General features: G+C 51.8%; 14 protein-coding genes and 1 tRNA gene. 7 read left to right on the top strand and 8 right to left on the bottom strand.

The window, feature by feature from the left end; genetic code table 11:
• Positions 1 to 151: 151 nt before the first annotated feature.
• On the top strand, positions 152 to 1,045 hold the full coding sequence (locus tag NST84_RS09805) for a LysR family transcriptional regulator (protein WP_342565397.1): 894 nt from the start codon (positions 152 to 154) through the stop codon (positions 1,043 to 1,045).
• Positions 1,046 to 1,132: 87 nt separating this feature from the next.
• Positions 1,133 to 2,824 carry a M3 family oligoendopeptidase gene (locus tag NST84_RS09800; RefSeq protein ID WP_342565396.1) on the top strand — a complete coding sequence of 564 codons (1,692 nt, stop codon included), beginning with the start codon at positions 1,133 to 1,135 and terminating at the stop codon, positions 2,822 to 2,824.
• Between the two features lie 120 nt (positions 2,825 to 2,944).
• Here NST84_RS09800 and NST84_RS09795 read toward each other — a convergent pair whose 3' ends face one another.
• Positions 2,945 to 3,664 (bottom strand): glycosyltransferase, encoded by a 720-nt coding sequence (locus tag NST84_RS09795; RefSeq protein WP_342565395.1) that lies wholly within the window; start codon positions 3,662 to 3,664, stop codon positions 2,945 to 2,947.
• Between the two features lie 239 nt (positions 3,665 to 3,903).
• Between NST84_RS09795 and NST84_RS09790 the strand changes: the two genes are divergently transcribed.
• Entirely contained in the window at positions 3,904 to 9,705 is a 5,802-nt protein-coding gene (locus NST84_RS09790) for a bacterial Ig-like domain-containing protein (RefSeq protein ID WP_342565394.1), read from the top strand.
• 492 nt (positions 9,706 to 10,197) lie between these two features.
• On the opposite strand, the gene NST84_RS09785 is transcribed toward NST84_RS09790, so the two are convergent.
• Positions 10,198 to 10,863, bottom strand: coding sequence for a hypothetical protein (locus NST84_RS09785; RefSeq protein WP_342565393.1), 666 nt, complete (start codon positions 10,861 to 10,863; stop codon positions 10,198 to 10,200).
• Between the two features lie 229 nt (positions 10,864 to 11,092).
• Between NST84_RS09785 and NST84_RS09780 the strand changes: the two genes are divergently transcribed.
• Positions 11,093 to 11,467 carry a VOC family protein gene (locus NST84_RS09780; protein WP_342565392.1) on the top strand — a complete coding sequence of 125 codons (375 nt, stop codon included), beginning with the start codon at positions 11,093 to 11,095 and terminating at the stop codon, positions 11,465 to 11,467.
• A 67-nt stretch (positions 11,468 to 11,534) separates the two neighbouring features.
• Here NST84_RS09780 and NST84_RS09775 read toward each other — a convergent pair whose 3' ends face one another.
• Positions 11,535 to 12,086, bottom strand: coding sequence for a hypothetical protein (locus NST84_RS09775; protein ID WP_342565391.1), 552 nt, complete (start codon positions 12,084 to 12,086; stop codon positions 11,535 to 11,537).
• Positions 12,087 to 12,180: 94 nt separating this feature from the next.
• Entirely contained in the window at positions 12,181 to 13,101 is a 921-nt protein-coding gene (locus tag NST84_RS09770; protein ID WP_342565390.1) for a CPBP family intramembrane glutamic endopeptidase, read from the bottom strand.
• 154 nt (positions 13,102 to 13,255) lie between these two features.
• Here NST84_RS09770 and NST84_RS09765 point away from each other — a divergent pair, with 154 nt between their 5' ends.
• Positions 13,256 to 13,792: a CDP-alcohol phosphatidyltransferase family protein gene (locus tag NST84_RS09765; RefSeq protein ID WP_342565389.1), complete on the top strand. Its 537-nt coding sequence runs from the start codon at positions 13,256 to 13,258 to the stop codon at positions 13,790 to 13,792.
• A 45-nt stretch (positions 13,793 to 13,837) separates the two neighbouring features.
• Here the strand turns inward: NST84_RS09765 and NST84_RS09760 are convergent, their stop codons facing one another.
• The 3 genes from NST84_RS09760 to NST84_RS09750 form a co-directional block, all read right to left on the bottom strand.
• Complete coding sequence (locus NST84_RS09760) at positions 13,838 to 15,145, bottom strand: DUF1963 domain-containing protein (RefSeq protein WP_342565388.1); 1,308 nt, start codon at positions 15,143 to 15,145, stop codon at positions 13,838 to 13,840.
• 18 nt (positions 15,146 to 15,163) lie between these two features.
• Positions 15,164 to 16,216, bottom strand: coding sequence for an LLM class flavin-dependent oxidoreductase (locus NST84_RS09755; protein WP_342565387.1), 1,053 nt, complete (start codon positions 16,214 to 16,216; stop codon positions 15,164 to 15,166).
• A gap of 170 nt (positions 16,217 to 16,386) precedes the next feature.
• Entirely contained in the window at positions 16,387 to 17,466 is a 1,080-nt protein-coding gene (locus tag NST84_RS09750; protein ID WP_342565386.1) for an ABC transporter substrate-binding protein, read from the bottom strand.
• A 199-nt stretch (positions 17,467 to 17,665) separates the two neighbouring features.
• On the opposite strand from NST84_RS09750, the gene NST84_RS09745 reads away from it, so the two are divergent.
• Together NST84_RS09745 and NST84_RS09740 are read left to right on the top strand one after the other, a co-directional pair.
• On the top strand, positions 17,666 to 18,772 hold the full coding sequence (locus tag NST84_RS09745) for an iron ABC transporter permease (RefSeq protein ID WP_342566387.1): 1,107 nt from the start codon (positions 17,666 to 17,668) through the stop codon (positions 18,770 to 18,772).
• Positions 18,772 to 19,539 carry an ABC transporter ATP-binding protein gene (locus tag NST84_RS09740; protein ID WP_342565385.1) on the top strand — a complete coding sequence of 256 codons (768 nt, stop codon included), beginning with the start codon at positions 18,772 to 18,774 and terminating at the stop codon, positions 19,537 to 19,539. Before NST84_RS09745 ends, NST84_RS09740 begins: the two co-directional genes overlap by 1 nt.
• Before the next feature lie 100 nt (positions 19,540 to 19,639).
• On the opposite strand, the gene NST84_RS09735 is transcribed toward NST84_RS09740, so the two are convergent.
• Positions 19,640 to 19,712: transfer RNA gene (locus tag NST84_RS09735), tRNA-Lys, on the bottom strand.
• Between the last annotated feature and the right edge of the window lie 104 nt (positions 19,713 to 19,816).

Below are 19,816 nucleotides of genomic sequence, written 5' to 3'. Positions count from 1 at the left end.
TCCCTTCATTTCATTTAAGCAGCTTAGTATCCGCAACATACGTGTATTTGCAGAATGTTAGCGTGATATTAACTTTTTGCTGCATCAGTTTTAACATTCATAGAATTTTTCTATGTTAACCTGTAGCTAATAGCGCGGGGGAGTGAACGGAATGAATTTGAATTTAATCAAGCTGCAGATTGTTGAGCTCTTGCATAAGCACAAAAAGATAACCACAGTAGCCGCAGTACTCGGCCTGAAGCAGCCGACTGTAACCTATCATCTGAAGAATCTGGAGCAGCAGCTGGGGGAAAAGCTGTTCGAGCCTAGAATGGATAAAATGATTCTAACCGAAAGCGGGCGGGCCTTCCTCCATTATGCGGTCAAAATCAATGCCCTCGCCACTGAGGCGGAACGGGTAGTGAAGGAATTCAGCCACGCAGGCCGCAGCACACTGAATGTCGGGGCCAGCTACGTTCCGGCTACTTATATTTTGCCTAAAATCCTCTGCCGGTTCGGTGAGCTGCATCCAGAGATAACGGTCTCGCTGTCGGTGAAGACTTCGCCTGTGATCAAAGAAATGCTGGTCAATCAGGAGCTTGATCTGGGCATTCTCTCAACCGAATCCTTTTATCTGCCCAGCCTCCATTGCCAGTCTTTGTGCGAAGACGAGCTCGTGCTTGTATTTGCCCCGACGCATGAATTCGCCGGCCGGTCCGGGCTGACGCCGCCGCAGATTTCAGCAGCCAATTTTATTTTGCACAGCAGCCAGTCCAGCACCAGCCGGATTACCAGCAAATGGTTCGAGGATTGCGGCTGTGAGCCCCATGCCTCTCTGCTGCTCGATTCCCTGGAGGCGATCAAGCAGTCACTGATGGGCGGCAGATATGTATCGTTCGTTTCACGGCTTGCTGTTGCCGAGGAAGTAGCCTCCGGTAAGCTCATGATGGCCTCTATCCCGGAATACCATTACCAGCGGAGGATCTATTATTCCTATAACCGTGACCGCCACTTATCCCCTCCGATCGGATATCTGATCGAGCTGATGCAGGCGGCATGCCGGTAAATTTGTTTGCGATTTTACGAGTGTTGGTTTTTCCTTCCACATAGTATAATATACTTCATCTGGCAGAGAAAGGATGTTGATTCTTTTATGAAATTTACAGAGTACCCCTATGAGCGCCCTGACCTTGACCGGTTCAAGCAGGAGTTCACTTCACTTCTCAAGGGTCTGGAGGCAGATACGCTGGAGGAGCAGAAGGCTTCGGTCATCGCGCTGAATGAGCTGCGCAGCGAATTCGATACGCTTCAGAACATTGTCTATGTCCGCCATTCCATCAATACAGCGGATGCATTCTACAAAGCCGAGCAGGATTATTTTGATGAGATTGGCCCGATTTTTCAGGAGTACATAACGGAATATTATAAGGCTATCGTCAACTCCAGATACAAAAAGGAATTCGAGCAGGAATGGGGATCACAGCTGATCAGCCTGGCCGAGATTTCACTTCGTACGTTCAGCCCGGACATTATTGAAGATATGCAATTGGAGAACAGGCTGTCAACGGAATACACCCAGCTGCTTGCCTCTGCCAAAATCATGTTCGCCGGTGCAGAGCGCACCTTGGCACAGCTCATTCCGTTTGAACAGTCGGCGGACCGTGATGTGCGCAAAGGCGCTTTTCAGGCCAGATTTGACTTTATGTCGGCACATGAAGCTGAATTTGACCGCATTTATGATGAGCTCGTTGCCGTACGTGCCGCAATGGCCCGTAAGCTCGGTTATCCCAGCTTTGTTGAGCTCGGCTACGACCGGATGAACCGCACGGATTATAATGCGGATATGGTAGCGAACTTCCGCAAGCAGGTGCTTGAGCACATTGTTCCTGCGGCAGGAAAGCTGAAGCAGCGCCAGAGTGAACGGCTGGGGCTGGACACTCTGAAGTTCTATGATGAAGGGCTGACCTTTAACAGCGGCAACGCTGTACCTAAGGGTGACCCGGAGTGGATTGTCGCAAATGGCGCCAGAATGTACAAGGAGCTGTCGCCGGAAACGGATGAGTTTTTCCGTTTTATGCAGGACAACGAGCTGATGGATCTGTTAAGCACAAGCTCCAAGCAGTTCGGGGGCTATTGCACTTTTTTTGACAAATATAAGGCGCCGTTCATCTTCTCTAATTTCAATGGAACCTCCGAGGATATTGATGTGCTGACCCATGAAGTGGGCCATGCATTCCAGGTCTATTCCAGCCGCAGCCTCAATGTGCCGGAATACGCCTTCCCGACCTTTGAGGCGGCAGAGATCCACTCGATGAGCATGGAGTTTTTTGCCTGGCCGTGGATGAATCTGTTCTTCGAAGAGGATGCCGACAAATACCGGTTCAATCATCTGGCCGGCAGTCTGGAGTTCGTTCCTTATGGTGTTGCGGTTGATGAGTTCCAGCATTTTGTCTACAGCAATCCTGAAGCAACCCCGCAGGAACGCAAGCAGGCCTGGCGGGAGATTGAGCAGAAATATCTGCCGCACCGTGATTATGACGGCAACAGCTATCTGGAACAGGGCGGCTTTTGGCACAAGCAGGCGCATATTTTCCGTACCCCGTTCTATTATATTGATTACACTTTGGCCCAGCTGTGCGCATTCCAGTTCTGGAAACGTTCGAACGAGAACTTTGCCGAGGCCTGGAGCGATTATCTGCAGCTCTGCCAGGCTGGAGGCAGCAAGTCTTTCGTTGAGCTAGTAGAACTCGCCGGTCTCACCTCACCGTTTAAGGACGGCTGCGTCAGCTCCGTCATCGGCGAAATAGAGAGCTGGCTGAATTCGATTGACGATAAAGCGTTGTAATCCGGCGTTGTTGTCTGTTGTGCGACAGCGGACATAACAGAAAGTCCCGTTCCCCGGAATAAACCGGAGTGCGGGACTCTTTTTTTTACTGAACTATCTTCGCTCACTCTAAATCCGGAGCTATAGCCTCTTATCAGCAAAGCTCCTGAAATTCCCGGTTACCGCCACCGGAACGCTGCCCTTCAGGTAAAAATAATCCTTGGCCCGCCAGGTGTGGCTGCCCTTGTCAGATCTGCGCACATAGACGTAGTTATACGTTGAGGTGGCAAACGTGCGGAACCCTTTTCTTTTGCAGCGTCTCAGAAAGTTAACATCCTCACCAACCGAGCGGTCGGGGAACAGCACCTGCCTGGTCACCCGTTTCCTGAACAGCAGCGTTCCTCCCTGCAAAAAGACTACCGGCTTATGCTGCTCCTTCGGCGATCTGATGATCAGCTGGCGGGTTGCCTCCAGATAGACGAGACAGGCATGCTTGCCGACAATATCGCTCCGGGTCCGGTTCAGCTCCCTGATCTGCTCCTTCAGATAATATGGGGAGTAGTAATCATCATCATCAAACTTGGCAATCAGCGGATAACGCGCCTTGGTGATAGCACCATTCAGGCATTGGCCGAGCGAGGTCGACTCAGGCAGCTTGTATATAGATATATTCCGGTCGGACCTCACCCTGTTCTGATACTCCTTCAGCTTCATGGTGTCTTTGTTAAGGATAATAATCAGTTCCTTATGTTTCACCTGCTGTGTCTTAAAATTGGTAAGCAGATTATCAAAAAATTCCGGACGATTCGTACACACAATTATAGAAACTGCATTGACATGCGGATCCGCCGCTTTTCCCACTGCCCCTCTCTCCCCTCCTGTTATCCATTCAACATATGAGCTGTTTCCAGAGGCCGTTCGGGCGGCAGTCCTGTACTGGTAATCCACGTATCATTAGCTCACATTTTTACCATTCTTCCCCTGATCCGCAAGATGTGAGTTATTGATTGTAGCCGCACTTTTCGGCTGTACGGTATAATTTCGCTTGATCAGGCCATCCGGCCGGTCGAATACAGGTATAAATGGAGGGGATTCCGGTTTTGTATAAAAAACGCTTGCTGTCTGTACTCACATCCATTCTGTTATTATCATCCTCGCTTCCGCCGCCCGTTTCTGCAGCAGAAGTGTCTGACCCTGATCCGGCTGCCGGTATGATCAATATCAGCAGCAGCTGGAAAGGCAGTGTATTCGGTGATGTGGGCGGTCAGGACAAAATTACGGCGGCGAACTTCGGTATCACAGAAAATGCGGATTCTACCGTAACCCTGCGCAGCTCCGCTGACCGCGGCAAAATCTCCGGCAGCACCGAAGGGATCGCTTATTATTTTCAGCAGCTTGAACCTGCAGCCGACTTCGAGCTCAAGGCTACAGCTCATGTGGATGCCTGGGCAGCGAATAATCAGGTGTCGTTCGGCATTATGCTGCGCAGTAATGTGTGGGAGAACCAGTCCGGAGCGTTCACAGGGGATTTTACCGCAGTCGGCGCTTTGGACCAAGAAATGAAAGCGTTTTATAAGTCGAGTGGCGGGAGCCTGCAGAAGACCGGTTATCTGTTTGAAACAGCAAGCAAGCCGGCAGCCGGTCAGGATTATGACCTCAGTATCCGGAAAACCGGAAATCTGTATGTATTCACCCTTGACGGTGTCAGCAAAACGCTCGAAGGCTTCGGCGGTGCTGTTCAATATGCCGGGCTTTATACCGCAAGGAACACCACGGTTACGTTCAGTAATGTACAGCTGCTTCAGGAGGAGACAATTGAGCTTGGACCCTGGACCTTCAGCGCATTTGGCGGGAACACCAGTCCACTTAAGAATCCGCCGCCCGCTGCCGTGACTGATACCTCCGTGACACTGGAAACCTACGGCGGAAAAATCTCCGGCAGCGAAGAAGGGCTCTCCTTCTATTTTAGGGAGATCCCTGCCCAGGCCAATTTTGAGCTCAAAGCCAAGGCAAAGGTCATTTCGTTTAACAGCGACAGCAGCATCAGTACGCCTAATCAGAAGTCCTTCGGGTTGATGCTGCGGGACAGCATCGGCGTGAACGGCGATCCGGCTGTAGCAACCTCTAGCTATGCCGCAGTCGGAGCGCTGGATCAGGTGATGAAGGGATTTTATAAACAAGCGTCGCAGGTGAAGCTGGCTCCGTTCAGCGGTATTCCTGCCCCGGCAGCAGGTGAAGAATACGGGCTCAGCATTAAGAAATCCGGTAATACGCTGCAGCTCAGCGCCGGCGGGCAGACGGAGACCGTTACGCTGGACGGCCTTTTCAGCGATACCTTGTTCGCCGGAGTGTACACAGCCAGGGATGCTGTGATTGCCTTCAGCGATATTGAAATTGTGTTAGAGAACAAAAAAGTTACAGCCTTAACAGCTGATACTAGTGCAATACAGAAAACCTCCTATTACATCGGGGAAGCGCTCGATTTGACCGGACTGACCGTAAAAGCACTGTATTCCGATAATAGTGAAGCTGTCCTGTCACCGGCTGACTATATCGTTACAGGCTTTGACAGCAGCAAAGCCGGAGCAAATACGGTAACCATTCATTACAACGGTGCATCTGCGTCAATTACCCTGCAGATTCTTCCGCTATCCGTCTCCGCGCTCACAGTCAAATACTATCCGGCCAAAACCATTTATTATCCGGGTGATGCCTTCGATCCGCAGGGGCTTGTCCTGCAGGCCGGCTATAACGGCAGCAACGCGGTGGTGGAACTGGATGCCAGCCTCTACTCCCTTTCCATTAATGGTGTTGCGCTAACAGAGCAGACTCCATTTTTGTTCACCGATCCCGGGACGTATACGGTGACTGTTACTTCGGTGGAAACACCTGCGGTTGCAACCTCTTTTGACATTACGGTGGAGGATGCAGCGCTTAGCAAACTGGAGATCCGCAATCTGCCTGCGCAGACCCTTTACTACATCGGAGATTCATTAAAGCTGGAGGGGCTGGTGCTCTATGCGTATTACAGTGACGGGACGTCTCAGCGGCTGATGAAGGAGGAGTATACGGTTTCCCCGCTTGATACGTCGGCTCCCGGGACAAGGAATCTTACAGTGACTCACAAGAGCGTTACAGCGACCTTCCCGGTACAGGTGAAAATAAAACAGTTAGCCGGTATTGAAGTCACTGCGTATCCACAAACAACCTTCCTGCTGAACGACAGCTTTGACAGCGAAGGGCTGGCTGTCTCCAAAGTGTATGATAACGGGGACCGGGAAACGATCAGCAGCTATACGCTCGATTCAAGCCAGTTCAACAGCAAAGCTGCCGGTGTGTATGAGATCGGGATCATCCCGGCAGATCATTCGATTGACCCGATTACCTACTCCGTAACGGTCAGAGAAGCAGCCCAGCCGGTATGGAACAGCATCCACTTTGGCCAGTCTACATCCGCTGCCAATAATCAGACAATTGTCCGGGAAGACGGCTCCGTCCGGCTGATTGCCCTGGAAGGCGGAGGCAAGGTCACCGAGGATCACGACGGCATCACGTTTTATTACACCGTGCTTGATGCAGCTCAGGATAACTTCGAACTGTCTGCTGACATTCAGGTCTCGGCTTATGCCAAGTCACCTTATGACGGCCAGGAGTCCTTTGGCATTATGGCCCGGGATGTGATCGGCACAGCAGGCAATTCCAGCGTATTTGCTTCCAATATCGCGGCCATCGGCGGCTACAGCGGCGGCACCAAAAACAGCAATGGAACCCAGCTGTTTGTACGTACCGGCGTAGAATCGTCTGACGGAGCCGGCAGTAAGGGCATCCAGACCGTTATGCTGAAGAATGAGCAGCCTGCTCCAGGCAATACATTCCCGGCAGCGCCTTACCGCCTGACGTTATCCAAGAATAACAGCGGCTTCACCGGCCAGCTTAACGACGGCCAGAAGTCGATATTCTTCACGCCGGATATTCTGAATGTGCAGGACGGCAAAATGTATGTCGGCTTCTACACAGCCCGGCTGGCTACCATTGACGTCAGCAGCATTCAGCTGAGTGTCACCTCGGCGGCAACAGATGCCCCCAAGGTAGATCCGCCGCATAATCCGGTTACGCCGGCTTTTGATATTCTCTCGCTGAGCCGGACCTCACAGTCTGATTATCAGCTGATTCTGCGGCCGAATGTCAGTGGAACCGTAACGCTGAAGCAGGGCTCAACCGTAATTGCCCGGGATATCAAGGCAGATGCCGGCAAACGGCTTGCGCTTCCGGCTGCACTTACGGCACAGCAGGACACGAATTTCAGCATCAGCTTTTTGCCCGACGATACCCAGTACCTGACCTCCTACGATAAAATCGTCCGCAACTTCACCGTCACCATGAAAAGCTTTGCTGAAGCCGGCAAGATCTACGTCTCTCCTGCCGGAACCAGCAACGGGGACGGTACACCGGAGCATCCGCTCGATGTCGATACGGCCATTGACTTCGTGCAGCCCGGACAGCATATTATCGTTCTGGACGGCCGGTATGTGCGCAGCAGCAAGCTGGAGATTAAGAAATATAATGACGGGACCGTGGATGCCCCGAAGGTGCTGGAGGCAGCTCCCGGTGCACGGCCGGTGTTTGATTTTGACAAAAAGACAGAAGGCGTACTGCTGAGCGGCAGCTACTGGCACATCAAGGGGCTGGATTTCACCCGCACCGCTGCCAATACTAAAGGATTCACAGTAGGCGGAAATCATAACATCGTGGAAAACAGCCGTTTCTATGCCAACGGTGATACCGGCCTGCAGATCAGCCGGACAGATGGAACCGCGGCAGAAATCGCGGAATGGCCGTCGTACAATCTGATTCTGAACAGCTCCTCGTTCGATAACCGTGACCCTTCCGACAATAATGCCGACGGCTTCGCGGCCAAGCTGACCTCCGGGGTCGGCAATGTGTTCAGAGGCTGTCTGTCATACAACAATATCGACGACGGGTGGGATTTGTACACCAAGGCGGGAACCGGGGCAATCGGCCCTGTGCTGATTGAGAACAGCGCCGCCTTTAATAACGGTCATCTGACAGACGGAACTGTCGGCGCCGGCGACAAGAACGGGTTCAAGCTCGGCGGTGAAGGCATTTCTGTCCATCATATCATCCGTAATTCCGTTGCTTTCGGCAACGGGGCGTACGGCTATACCAGCAACAGCAACCCCGGCGTTATTGCCGAGAACAACATCGGCTTCAACAATACGCGCGGCAATTTGAGCTTCACCACATATGATCATATCACGCCGGATTTCACAATCGACGGCTTCCTGTCCTACCGGACCATCAGCATTGCCAAGGACCAGTATCCGGCAGGACTTGCGGCAGACAATAACTTTATGTATGACGGAACCATATCGGCGAACAAGTCCGGCAGACAGCTCAGCGATGCCAGCTTTGTCAGCCTGACCCCGGTCAGCTCCTATGCAAGAGACGCCTCCGGGAACGTGGTCTGGGGCGACTTCCTGAAGTTCGTTCCATTCGGCGATACCGGGCCCGGCGGTGAAGAGCCTGTTGAGACTCCGAGTCCGAGTGCTACTCCAAGTCCAAGTGCTATTCCGAGTCCTAGCCCGAGTGCATCTCCGAGCCCGAGTGCTACCCCGAGTCCGAGTCCTACCCCGGCCCCGGCTATTCCGGGCGGTACCGGAGCTGCTGCCGATCCGGCTGTAACGGCTGTACAGCCGGATGGAAGCGTCAGCATCACATTGCCGGTTACGGCTGCACAAAGCATTGCCCGGGCAGCGCTGACAGATGCTGTGCTGCAGAAGGCGCTGGATCAGGCTAAGAGCCAGGCTGACGGCACCACGCTGCTCCGGCTCCAGCTGAAGGAGAATGCCGCTTCCGGCATCAGCGCCTATGAAGTTACACTTCCCGCAGCTGCTTTTACAGCCGGGAGCTCCCGGCTTCGGCTGGAGGTGGATACCGTCATCGCCGGCTTTGTGCTGCCGGGTACACTATTCCGGGCAGCAGAGCTCACAGGGGCAAATTCGGTTACGCTGAAGATAAACACCGTTGAACCTTCTGCTGAGCTCAAAGGTAAGCTCGGCAGCTCTCCGCTCATAGCTTATGAGCTTCTGGTTGACGGCAAGGCATCAGGAGCTGACAGCCTGTACTCGGCAATTGAGCTCAAGCTGCCTTACCAGGCTGCATTATCTGCCTCCGATTATCCCTTTATCGTAGCCTGGCAGGTCAGCAGCAGCGGCAGCATTACGCCTGTTGTGAACAGCAGCTATGATGCCGCCGGCAGACAAGCGGTATTCACTGCCTATCTTCCTGCCGGACGATATGCTGCTGTCCTTCACCATCCGGCCTTCGGGGATGTCTCCAGCCAGCACTGGGCGAATAAGGAGATCGAAGTGCTGGCATCGCGCGGGATTATCCAGGGTGTACCCGGCGCCGGCTTCCTGCCGGGAGAAGCCATTACCCGTGCAGACTTTGCCCTGCTGCTGGTCCGGCTGCTGGATCTGTCCGGAACGGGCAGCGGCACCGCTGCTGGCTTCACGGATGTCCAGCCGGATGATTACTTCTATGAGGAGCTGATGACAGCGAAGCTGCATGGTCTGGTCAATGGACAGCAGGATGGCAGCTTTTATCCGCAAGATCCGGTCTCCCGTCAGGATATGTTTGTCATGACGGCCAGAGCACTCAGGGCTGCGGGTATTCTGCAGGGTGACTCCGCAGCCGCCATCCTTGCAGCCGGTAATTTTACCGATCAGGCTGGTATTGCCGGCTACGCTGCCTCAGACATTGCGTCATTGACTGCGGCAGGCTTCATCAAGGGAGATGCCGGAGGCCAGCTCCATCCGTCAGCTCTGTCCACCCGCGCTGAAGCAGCGGTATTGCTCTACCGGATTCTGATAGCTCAATAAGGCGGAGTTATCCGCCCAGTAATGATCCGCGGATGCGGGGTTATCACTCCGCCGTTCCGCACTATACACAGCACAAAGAGACGGCATTAATGCCGTCTCTTTGTGCGAGTCTATGTGCAGTTGTGTAGAACACAAGACACTATCAGGTAAAACACCTGACACTATTATTTCAGTTTCTTTCATAACCAGGCCGTTTCGGCGGGGCTTAAGCCTCCGGCCATCGCCCACATCACCCACGCACCTTCTACCGGATTCTAACGGACTGAGCAGCCCTTATTCCTGCGAAAATACCACTTTTCTCCGGCTAACGGACACCACGGCCTTTATTTGCAGATTTTCGCCGCAAAAGCGGCCGCCAGAGAGAGAATAAGGGCGCTACGGTCCGTTAGTCCGGCTAAATGAGCCCATTCCGCCAAATAACGCCTCTGAGGTCCGTTAGATTCTCTTAATATAGTCTGCCGTGTACCTGTAGCAGGTGGTGCTCAGCCCGTCCTATTCCATTCCATGCTGTTTACGGATGTTGTACATTCCGGTAAGCAGCAATTCGGATGGATCACGGTTCAGCTGGAAGTGTGTAAAGAGCAGCTGAAGCGGAATTGCACAGACATTGTTGCCGTCTGTAATAGCCGGGAAGCCTGCTTCAAATACAGGCCCGTGTTCTTCATTCCAGGCCAGGCCTGCATGCACCTTCTCAGGTGCAAATTCCTCTTCGACTGTCTTGATGCACAGCGGGATCACCTGATTGTCGATGACCGCCTTGGCTTCCTCTTCACTCTCCGGCTGCTTCGGAAGCGGCTGGCCTCCCTTCGTCTTCATCAGTTCATGGAAGAAGGAGGATACCCATACTTCTGGGTTCTTGTCCGCCTGGAACCGGTTGACCAGCTCGCGCAGGAAGAAACCGGTCGAATACACATCGCCAGCTTCATCCTTCACATGGTATACAAATACCGGTCCAAAAGCTGCCAGATTAATAATCTGGCTCTGCACCTCTTTAAAATACATTCTTAACGCTACCATGCCATTATGATGAACCGCTTTGATCAGCTCATTCCATTTCTCTTCGGTCATCCCTGACGGGTTATTGCCTGTTTCCTCATTGACAGCCTCATTTGCTGTCTCATTTACTGTTTCATTTACTGTTTCATTCTCATTATTCATTCGTATTTTCACCCCGCTATCTATCATACCATCATCCAGCCTAAGGTTAAAATATAATCCTCACCCTATCGGCAGCCGGAATACATGCGCACGTATAACAAACCCTTTAGCGGCGCGATTTCATACTAGCTCATGCCGTTTTTTTACAATACAGTGAAAACTATTTCCTGTAAAATATTTATAGAATTATCTGCTAATACTCTCACTATTCCTATGAAGGAGATTTTCGATGCTGATTCCGCAATTCTATTTGAACGGGCGTACGAACGAGGCGATCCGGCTATACTCGCTGGCTTTTCACAGTTCTGCCGATTCGGTTATGTATGATCCGGGGCAAGAGCCCGAAACAGTTGTCATTCACGCAGAAATGCACATTCTCGGCCAGCGGATCATGCTTAGTGATTACGGCGGCACATCCGGTTATCCAACAGAGTCAGTCCAGGAGCTTGTAGCCATATTCGAGCACGAAGATGCTTTGAAACAGGCTTACGACAGCATCAAGGCCGGAAGCACAACCATTACCCCGCTGGGCCCGGTTTTCTACAGTCCGTGCATGGTGCAGTTTGCAGATACTTTTGGCGTCCGCTGGTGTTTCATGATTTAATCCCGGCAAGCAAAAACACCTTCACAGCTGCTGCTGTGAAGGTGTAGCACATCCAAGAGACTGTTTCCTATTTAGCAGCCTTGGCTGCATCAAGGATTGCTTTCAGATAGCCGTGAGTATCTACAAGCGTTGCACCGCTTACTGCATCAACTACCTGCTCAGCCGATTTGTAAGTCAGTGTCTGTTCCAATGATTTGATTGTTCTGCCTGTTGCGAACTTTTCAATCGCAGCCAGGTTCTTGTCATAAGCAACTGTGGAGCCTGCCGCTTCCTTCATGTGTTCGCTGTAATACTTGGAATTGCTTTTTTTGGAAGCCAGCACGACGTTAGGGTCCTTATAGTTTTGTCCAAAGTCCTTGTCAGAGTTAGGCACTCCCGTTGCCACATCTGTGCTCAGGAACTGGTAGTCATCCAGGGAAGCAGCTACGATTACGCCGTTCTGAACGACTGCAACGGCTACAGTAAAGCACTTGGTACCATGGGCTGCTGCCTCAACACGGCCCACTTTCAGAGGCGCACTCGCTGCAGAAGATACGTTGTTAAGCGCACCGCTGTTGCCGACGCCTACAAGTGCCAGTGAGATTCCGGCCACCAGCATTAGTTTTGTTACTTTTTTCACAAAGATTCCCCCAGTCCAGTTATAAAAAACGCTTACAACCTATTTTTATCAAATTCTAGCATTAAACACTGTTACAAATGTTACTAGAAAAATGTTAATTCGTGGAAGTAAAGAGTAGCCGCTGCCGATTCCAGAGTATTGCCAGAATGATGATCCCCGACAGCAATACCAAAGTTGTAATCACGCCTCCCTCCGGACCGAACGCCCCGCCTGTAAACAGTTCAGGACCCGTCTGACTCATCTCCACAAGCGTCCGCCCGTTATCCGGAAACCCGCTTACAGGAAACCCGTAAAGATTGCCGAGCGTAACATTCCAGGCAAAATGCATCCCGCAGACTCCCCAAATATGTTTAGTAACAACCGCATAACCGGCAAAAAACAAGCCTGACAAGATCAGATTAATAAAAGATAACACCGTAACCCCGGAGCTGAACAGATGAAAGATCCCGAATATAACCGATGACAATATTATCGCAAAGGCCGGTGAGCTTTCCTTTGCCAGCATGGGAATTAGCCAGCCCCTGACAGCCAGCTCCTCCGCCGCACTCTGAACCATCCACCCGAGAGCAATAACAGCTGCCAGCGGTATAAAGGATGCCCAATGATAAGCTTCCACCTGCACCATACCCATACCCAGTAATATTGCAGTTACCGCTGAAATCGCACCGAACCCGATGAGGAACCCTGTCCAATAGACTCTAAACGGTTTTACTGCGGGGAATCCCGCCGACCTGAGCGGACGCTTTTCGATCATAATGATCCATAAGCAGAATAAAATCACTTGTATACCGCATACGACAACCTTCCGGTACACCTGAACCGCGCCTTCACCCAGCCCAAAAACCTGAATCAGCCCATACGAAGCTCCTGAATAAACCCACCGCCCTGCAGTCAGGCTCCCCATCCATAATACAAAATACAGCGGTACCAGCATGTACAGCCTTATCTTCAGCTTACTGAATTCAGCCCCGGCAAATAAGGGATTTCCTTTTAAACTCTCATTTAGTCCGCGCACGCTTTCACCAACCCGTATCCATTATTGTTAATTTTACCCTATCACAGAAGCAGCAGGCTCAGATATAATAAAAGTCCCCACCGTTCCCTAAGATGAGCAGCATTTGCAAAATAAAAAAAACTTCGGCACATCAATATTCGTATCTGGAGGCGCCATGATCAGACATATCCCCAACATGCTTACTGTCATGCGGATGACCGGCTCACTCGGCCTGCTGTTTATTGAGCCCTTATCCGGCCTGTTCCTTGCCGTCTATGCCCTGTGCGGGGCGAGTGATGCGCTTGACGGCTATATTGCCCGCAAAACAAACAGCGCCAGCGAAGCTGGCGCGAGTCTGGACAGTGTAGCCGATGCCTTTTTTATAGGCGTGCTGCTGATGGTCTTCCTTCCGCTCCTGCGGTTACCCCTGTGGACGATAGGCTGGATAGCCGGGATCGCAATCATCCGCTTTGCTTCGTTACTGGCCGGCTGGTTAAGATACCGCGCTCTGGCGTTTATCCATACTTACGCTAATAAGGCAACCGGACTGCTGTTGTTCTGCTTCCCTTTTCTCTACAATCTGCTTGGGCTGACGGTGACCGCCTGCCTGTTGTGCAGTGTAGCAAGCCTATCAGCAATGGAGGAGCTGGCGGTCAATCTGAGGTCGAAGGAGCTAAGGAGGAACGCCCGTTATTTTACCTGGAAAAGATAGTGTTAGGCAGGATAATTCCAGATCATTAACCGGTCCGTAAACAGATCAGGACTGCTGAAACAGCGTGGCGGACATCCGGCCTTCCGGGCATAAGAACATATAATAGATTCCTTCCCCATACTTCTCTACGGCTTCCCAATCCAGCTGTCCGATAAAATGCATGCTCTGCGAGCAGCAGGGGCACACCGGATACTCCGCATCCTGAATCCAGGTCGGATACCCGCCAAGCTGCGAGGCCCACGGCTCCAGTGTCCACTCAGCGGCATAATAGGTATTCCTCGGCTTCTCTGCTATCCGGAATTGCTTTCCGGCAGACAGGTACTCCCGGCTCTCCTCATTCGGGTCACTCTCAGGTAAATAATCAGGTTTTTGGTTAAAAGCACTCCAACGTGCTCCATGCATGGAATCCAGCTCCATATATACCGGGCCGTAGCAGCTGCATATAATGCAGGTCTGCACTTGCAGCCTTTGCCCGATAACAGGCAGACGTTTTACCGCAGTGTGTTCTGCATGAATATCCATAAGCATGGTAAGCGGATTCCCGCACCACTCACAACGGTGACCGCTCTCAGAGAGAAAACTTCCAGCCGGTTCGTCCGGGTATACTGCAGCAGAAGAGGGGGGGGGGTTTTCAACAGCATAATTATTCCGGTAAAATAAATCCCGCCGTTCCCCCTCCGCAGTCAGCTCCCATCCGGCTTCATTAGCATACTTCTCAGGTGCGGCATAGAGCTCATCCGCCCAATCCGGTGCCTGCTCCCGCCAATCCCTGAAACGCTGAACGACAACCTCGTCTCCAATCCAGCTTAAAGCCAGCAGCAGGAAATTACGGTGCTCCGCGTCTGTATCGACCTGCTCCAGCAGCAAATCCCGGATATCAGCAGGTGCATCTTTATACAAAAAACCTGGATGATATACTTCTCTGCGCAGTAGCTCAGCAAGAGTTCCCGTGCCGCTCAGCAGCCTGTTATTGTAACAGGCCAGCGACATCAGAACCTCGGTGCACGTATCTTCATCACCTGCCTGCAGCAGCTCAACAGCATAAGCCTCCATCCGGCCTGCATCCTCCCCGGAAAGAGAGCTATACAGCTCCTCCTTGCCGGTTTTGTACGGCGCGTACACCATTAACGGATCATGCGGCCTGGATGCGTGCATAATCTTCAGTACCTCAACGGGGTCTGTAACCCCTGCATACAAATCTACTGTTTTACGGTGCTGCAAAATATACGCCTGCCGCTCATCCCGCTCTTTAACCTGTACACAGGGCATGCAGTAGCCGCCGGTTTTCTGAAAGGTAGCCGGAAGAATGGTCGCGCTGCAGCCTTCACTTTTACAGGGGATACGCTCTGTCATTGGACAACCTCCTTTACCCTACAGATTCTCCTCCCAGCGCGCAATTTCCTCACGTACCAGCGGAGCCACCTCTGTTCCAAGCAGCCGGATTGATTCCATCACCTCGGCATGGGGCATGGTGCCGTGCGGGACGTGCAGCAGGAATCTGGTGATTCCGACTTCTTTGCGTAATTGAATGATTTTGTCCGCGACGGTCCGGGGATCGCCGACGAATAACGCGCCTTCCGGTCTGACTGCCGCATCATAATCAGCGCGGGTATACGGGGGCAGATTCTTCTCAACCGCCCGCACGTTAGTTCTGGCAAAGGTCGACGGGAAGAACTGCCCGATTGCCTGCGGCGTACTCTCCGCTACAAAGCCATGGGCATGCGCCGCAATTGGCAGCTTTGTGAGGTCATGCCCGGCGGCTGCTGCCGCTTCTTTATACAGCTTCACATGCGAGGCAAAATCCAGCGGGCGGACAGGACCAATCATCGCCAGCGCAAACGGCAGACCGAGTGCTCCGGAGCGTACCGCAGATTCCGGGCTGCCTGCACTGGCAATCCAGACCGGCAGAGGGTCCTGTACCGGACGGGGGTAGATTGCTAGGTTATGTATAGCGGGTCTGTGCTTGCCTTCCCAGGTCACCCGCTCAGAGTGCTGAAGCTTCATTAGAAGGTCCAGCTTTTCATCAAATAAACTTTCATAGTCCTTCAGATCACAGCCGAACAGCGGGAACGATTCAACAAATGAACCCCGGCCGACCATAATCTCAGCCCGTCCGTTACTCAGACCGTCCAAGGTGGCAAAATCCTGATAGACACGCACCGGATCAGCCGATGACAGAATCATAACGGCACTCGTCAGGCGGATTTTGCTCGTCAGGCTGGCTGCTGCCGCCATTACTACTGCCGGAGATGAAGCTGCAAAATCCGGCCGGTGATGCTCCCCGACACCATACACGTCCAGCCCGACCTGGTCAGCCAGCACGATCTCCTCTACCACTTCACGCAGCCGTTCTGCGTGGCTCATTGTTTCCCCTGTAACCACATCCGGTGTGGTCTCCACAAATGTACTGATTCCCAGTTCCATGAATCTGTTCCCCCAAGCTGTTGTAATATCACTATCATTTTTACTATTTCATCATTCTATCTCTAAATTGCTGAACATTCAAAATTAATATTTACTAGGCTCCCAGCCACAGCAAAAAGCAGGTCAGGCAGCTATTGCGCTGCCTGGCCTGCTTTCATAGATTTAACGTTTTACTGGTTAGCCAAAATATCGGACAGCAGCTTCTCAGCCCCGTCAAAGATAGAGTAGCTGTAGCCCCAGAACTGGTTGAAGTCGATCAGGTAGATGGCTTTATTCTTGATGGCCGTCAGGCTTTGCAGCGACGGGTCAGCATAGAAAGCTTTCAGGGTCTCCTGCGGATCAACCCCGCCGGTGTAGACGGAGAGCAAGAGCACATCAGGGTTAGTAGCAAGCAGCTGTTCTTTGCTGACGTCGCCGGTAACATCGCCGAAGCTGTTAGTAATGCCCAGCAGGCTCAGCACATCGCCGGCAAATGTATCAATATTTCCGCTGTAAATGGCAATGGCTCCGTTTCCGCCGTCGGATACATAAGCGAACGTTTTTGCGTTGCTCCCAGCTGACTCATCTTTAATCTTCTGTGCACGCTGTTTCAGTTCATCGATATAAGCAGCAGCATTTTCCTGTACATCAAAGATTTGACCAAGCTGCTCGATATCCTTGTACAGGCTTTCCAGGGTGGCACCCTTTACGCTGGTATTCTGCAGATAGGTTTGGATACCCAGCTCGTTCAACCCCGTAACCGTTCCTACACCCCAGTCCGCATCAGCGAACAGGTCGGCACGTCCCATTACCAGGTCCGGACTTGCTCCGACAACCAGCTCTTTGCTGGCATAGTTTTCAGAGATTACAGGGATCTTCTTGAACTCTTCCTGGACAGAAGGATCACCTGCACCATACAGGGCAGCAACACCTACCATTTTGTCAGTCAAGCCCAGCTTAATCAAAAGCTCAGCGGCTCCCTGGGTATTGGCTACCACTTTCTCAGGCGCCTTGTCAAAAGTTACGGATTTGGCTGTCCATTCGGTGCCTTCACCGTTATTCGAGTAATTCTCAATAGTCAGCGGATATACCGTGCTTGTGCTTGGAGCAGCAGTAGGAGCCTCAGTCGCCTCAGCAGCTGTATTCGCTGCAGGTGCTGCTGTAGCAGCAGAAGCGTTCTCATTCTTCGTGTTAGATGAACAAGCTGAAAGAATCCCTACCAGCAGCAAAACCGCCAGCAGCGGCATAAACGTTTTTAATCCTTTTTTCATTATTCCTATCCCCTTTTCTATATATCTGGTAAACAGCCTTGCCAGGGCCAGTATAACCTACCGTCCTGCAAGGAATACAATCGTAGAATATAGAAAGCTGGGGCAGTTGTCAATGATAATAATTCTCATTGACAATGATTCTCATCATACGGTATATTTTAAATTAAAACTCTATAATTAAGGAGTCTCTATGAATGTCATGCAAACCGAGATAGCCGCGCAGCCGGCATCCAAGCAATCGATCATCAACAGTCGTTACGGATTCACTGCTATTATTATCGTGCTGCTGGTCATTACGGTCCTGTCTGCCGGTGCAGCGGTGTCCTTTGGACAAGTAGAAATTCCCGTCTCGCAATCCTACCGGATTCTGCTCCATCAGATTACAGGCATCCAAATCGGGAACGTACAGGATCTGACCTCCGGATCTTTTGTAGATATCATCTGGAAAATCCGGTTCCCGCGCGTGCTTATGGCCTTGTTCATCGGTGCCGGTCTTACGCTGTGCGGTACCATCATGCAGGCTGCTGTACAGAATCCGCTCGCTGATCCATACATACTAGGTATTTCCTCAGGCGGGTCGCTTGGTGCAACCTTCGCCATTCTTGTCGGCTTTGGGACTATGGGTTTTCTCGGGCAGACGGGCGTAGCCTTCTGGGCCTTTGCCGGTGCCGTTGGCGCCTCCCTGCTTGTACTGCTCCTGGCCAATGCCGGCGGCAAAATGACCTCTGTCAAGCTTGTGCTCGCCGGTATGGTCATAAACGCGTTATGTACCGCTTTTGCCAACTTTATTGTCTATTTCGCCAACAATGCCGAAGGCATCAAAACCGTTACCTTCTGGACTATGGGCAGCCTGGCCGCCTCAAGCTGGGATAAGCTGCCGCTGATTGCCGTATCCATCACTGTAGCCGCTTTATTCTTCCTGATGCAGTTCCGCGCCCTGAACGCCATGCTGCTTGGTGATGAAGCTGCTGTCACGCTGGGAATTTCCTTAAGCGCATACCGCAGAGCCTATATGATTCTCACCGCCCTGATCACCGGTATCATGGTCGCCAGCTGCGGAATGATCGGCTTCGTCGGCCTGATTATCCCCCATCTGGTCCGGGGACTTGTCGGCTCAGACCACCGCAGACTGCTTCCGGCTTCCATTCTGTTCGGGGCAATCTTCATGATCTGGACAGATGTTATCGCCCGGACCATTGTTCCGAATGTGGAGCTGCCGATCGGGATTATCACCGCCCTGATTGGTGCACCGATGTTCATGTACATGCTGGTCAAAAAAGGCTACGCGTTTGGAGGCAAATCATAATGAATTTAAACGTTGAACATCTGACGGTTTCTTTTTCCAATATCAATATTGTCAAGGATGTATCGCTCAAGGTCCGTAACAAGCAATTTGTCGGCCTGATCGGACCAAACGGCTGCGGGAAATCCACGCTTCTGAAAAGCATTTATAAAGTCATCAAGCCCAAGCAGGGCGATGTCTTTCTCGCTGATCTGGATGTCATTAAGGCAAGCCCTAAGCTTGTTGCGCAAAAGCTCGGCGTTGTTGGCCAGTTCAATGAGCTGAGCTTTGATTTTACTGTACGTGAGATGGTCGCGATGGGCCGGACCCCGCATAAGGGGATGCTGGAGAACGACAATAAGCAGGACCAGGACATTGTTAACGGGGCCTTGCGCAAGGTTAGTCTGGAGGGGCATGCAGATCGCAGCTATAACTCCCTCTCAGGCGGTGAGAAGCAGCGTGTCATTCTGGCGCGTGTGCTGGCCCAGCAGCCGGAATTCATGATTCTCGACGAGCCGACCAACCATTTGGACATTAAATACCAGCTGCAGATTCTAAACATTGTCAAAAAGCTGGACATCGGCATCCTCGCCGCACTCCACGACCTTACACTTGCTGCCGAATACTGCGATTATCTGTATGTGATGAAGCAGGGACAGGTTGCCGCCAGCGGCAAGCCCGAGGACATTTTGACAAAAGAGCTGATCGGCCAGGTCTTCGACGTAGCCTGCGAAACCTATCGTAATCCGGTAACCGGAGCACTGGGTATTGCTTATCTGGAGACTAGATAATTTGTGCATAAAAGAGAGCGCCTCCTGTTGGTTAAGGAGACGCTCTCTTAGTGTTTAACTAAATAAAAAAAGAACGGCATCGCTGCCGTTCTCTGTGTGATGGACTCTCAGGGGCTCGAACCCTGGACAAATAGATTAAGAGTCTACTGCTCTACCAACTGAGCTAAGAGTCCATATCATGTAATCTGTATTGAATATTGCTCTCAAAAGGAACTCTTATAATATACCTCGCGGTGAGAGTAATGTCAACTGTTTTTTTATTTTATTTAAACATAGT

Origin of the sequence: Paenibacillus sp. FSL R7-0345 (assembly GCF_038595055.1) — a bacterium.
Classification (GTDB): Bacteria; Bacillota; Bacilli; order Paenibacillales; family Paenibacillaceae; genus Paenibacillus_AQ.
Note: the sequence above shows the minus strand (reverse complement) of the source record. Positions and strands in the feature narration are given on the sequence as shown.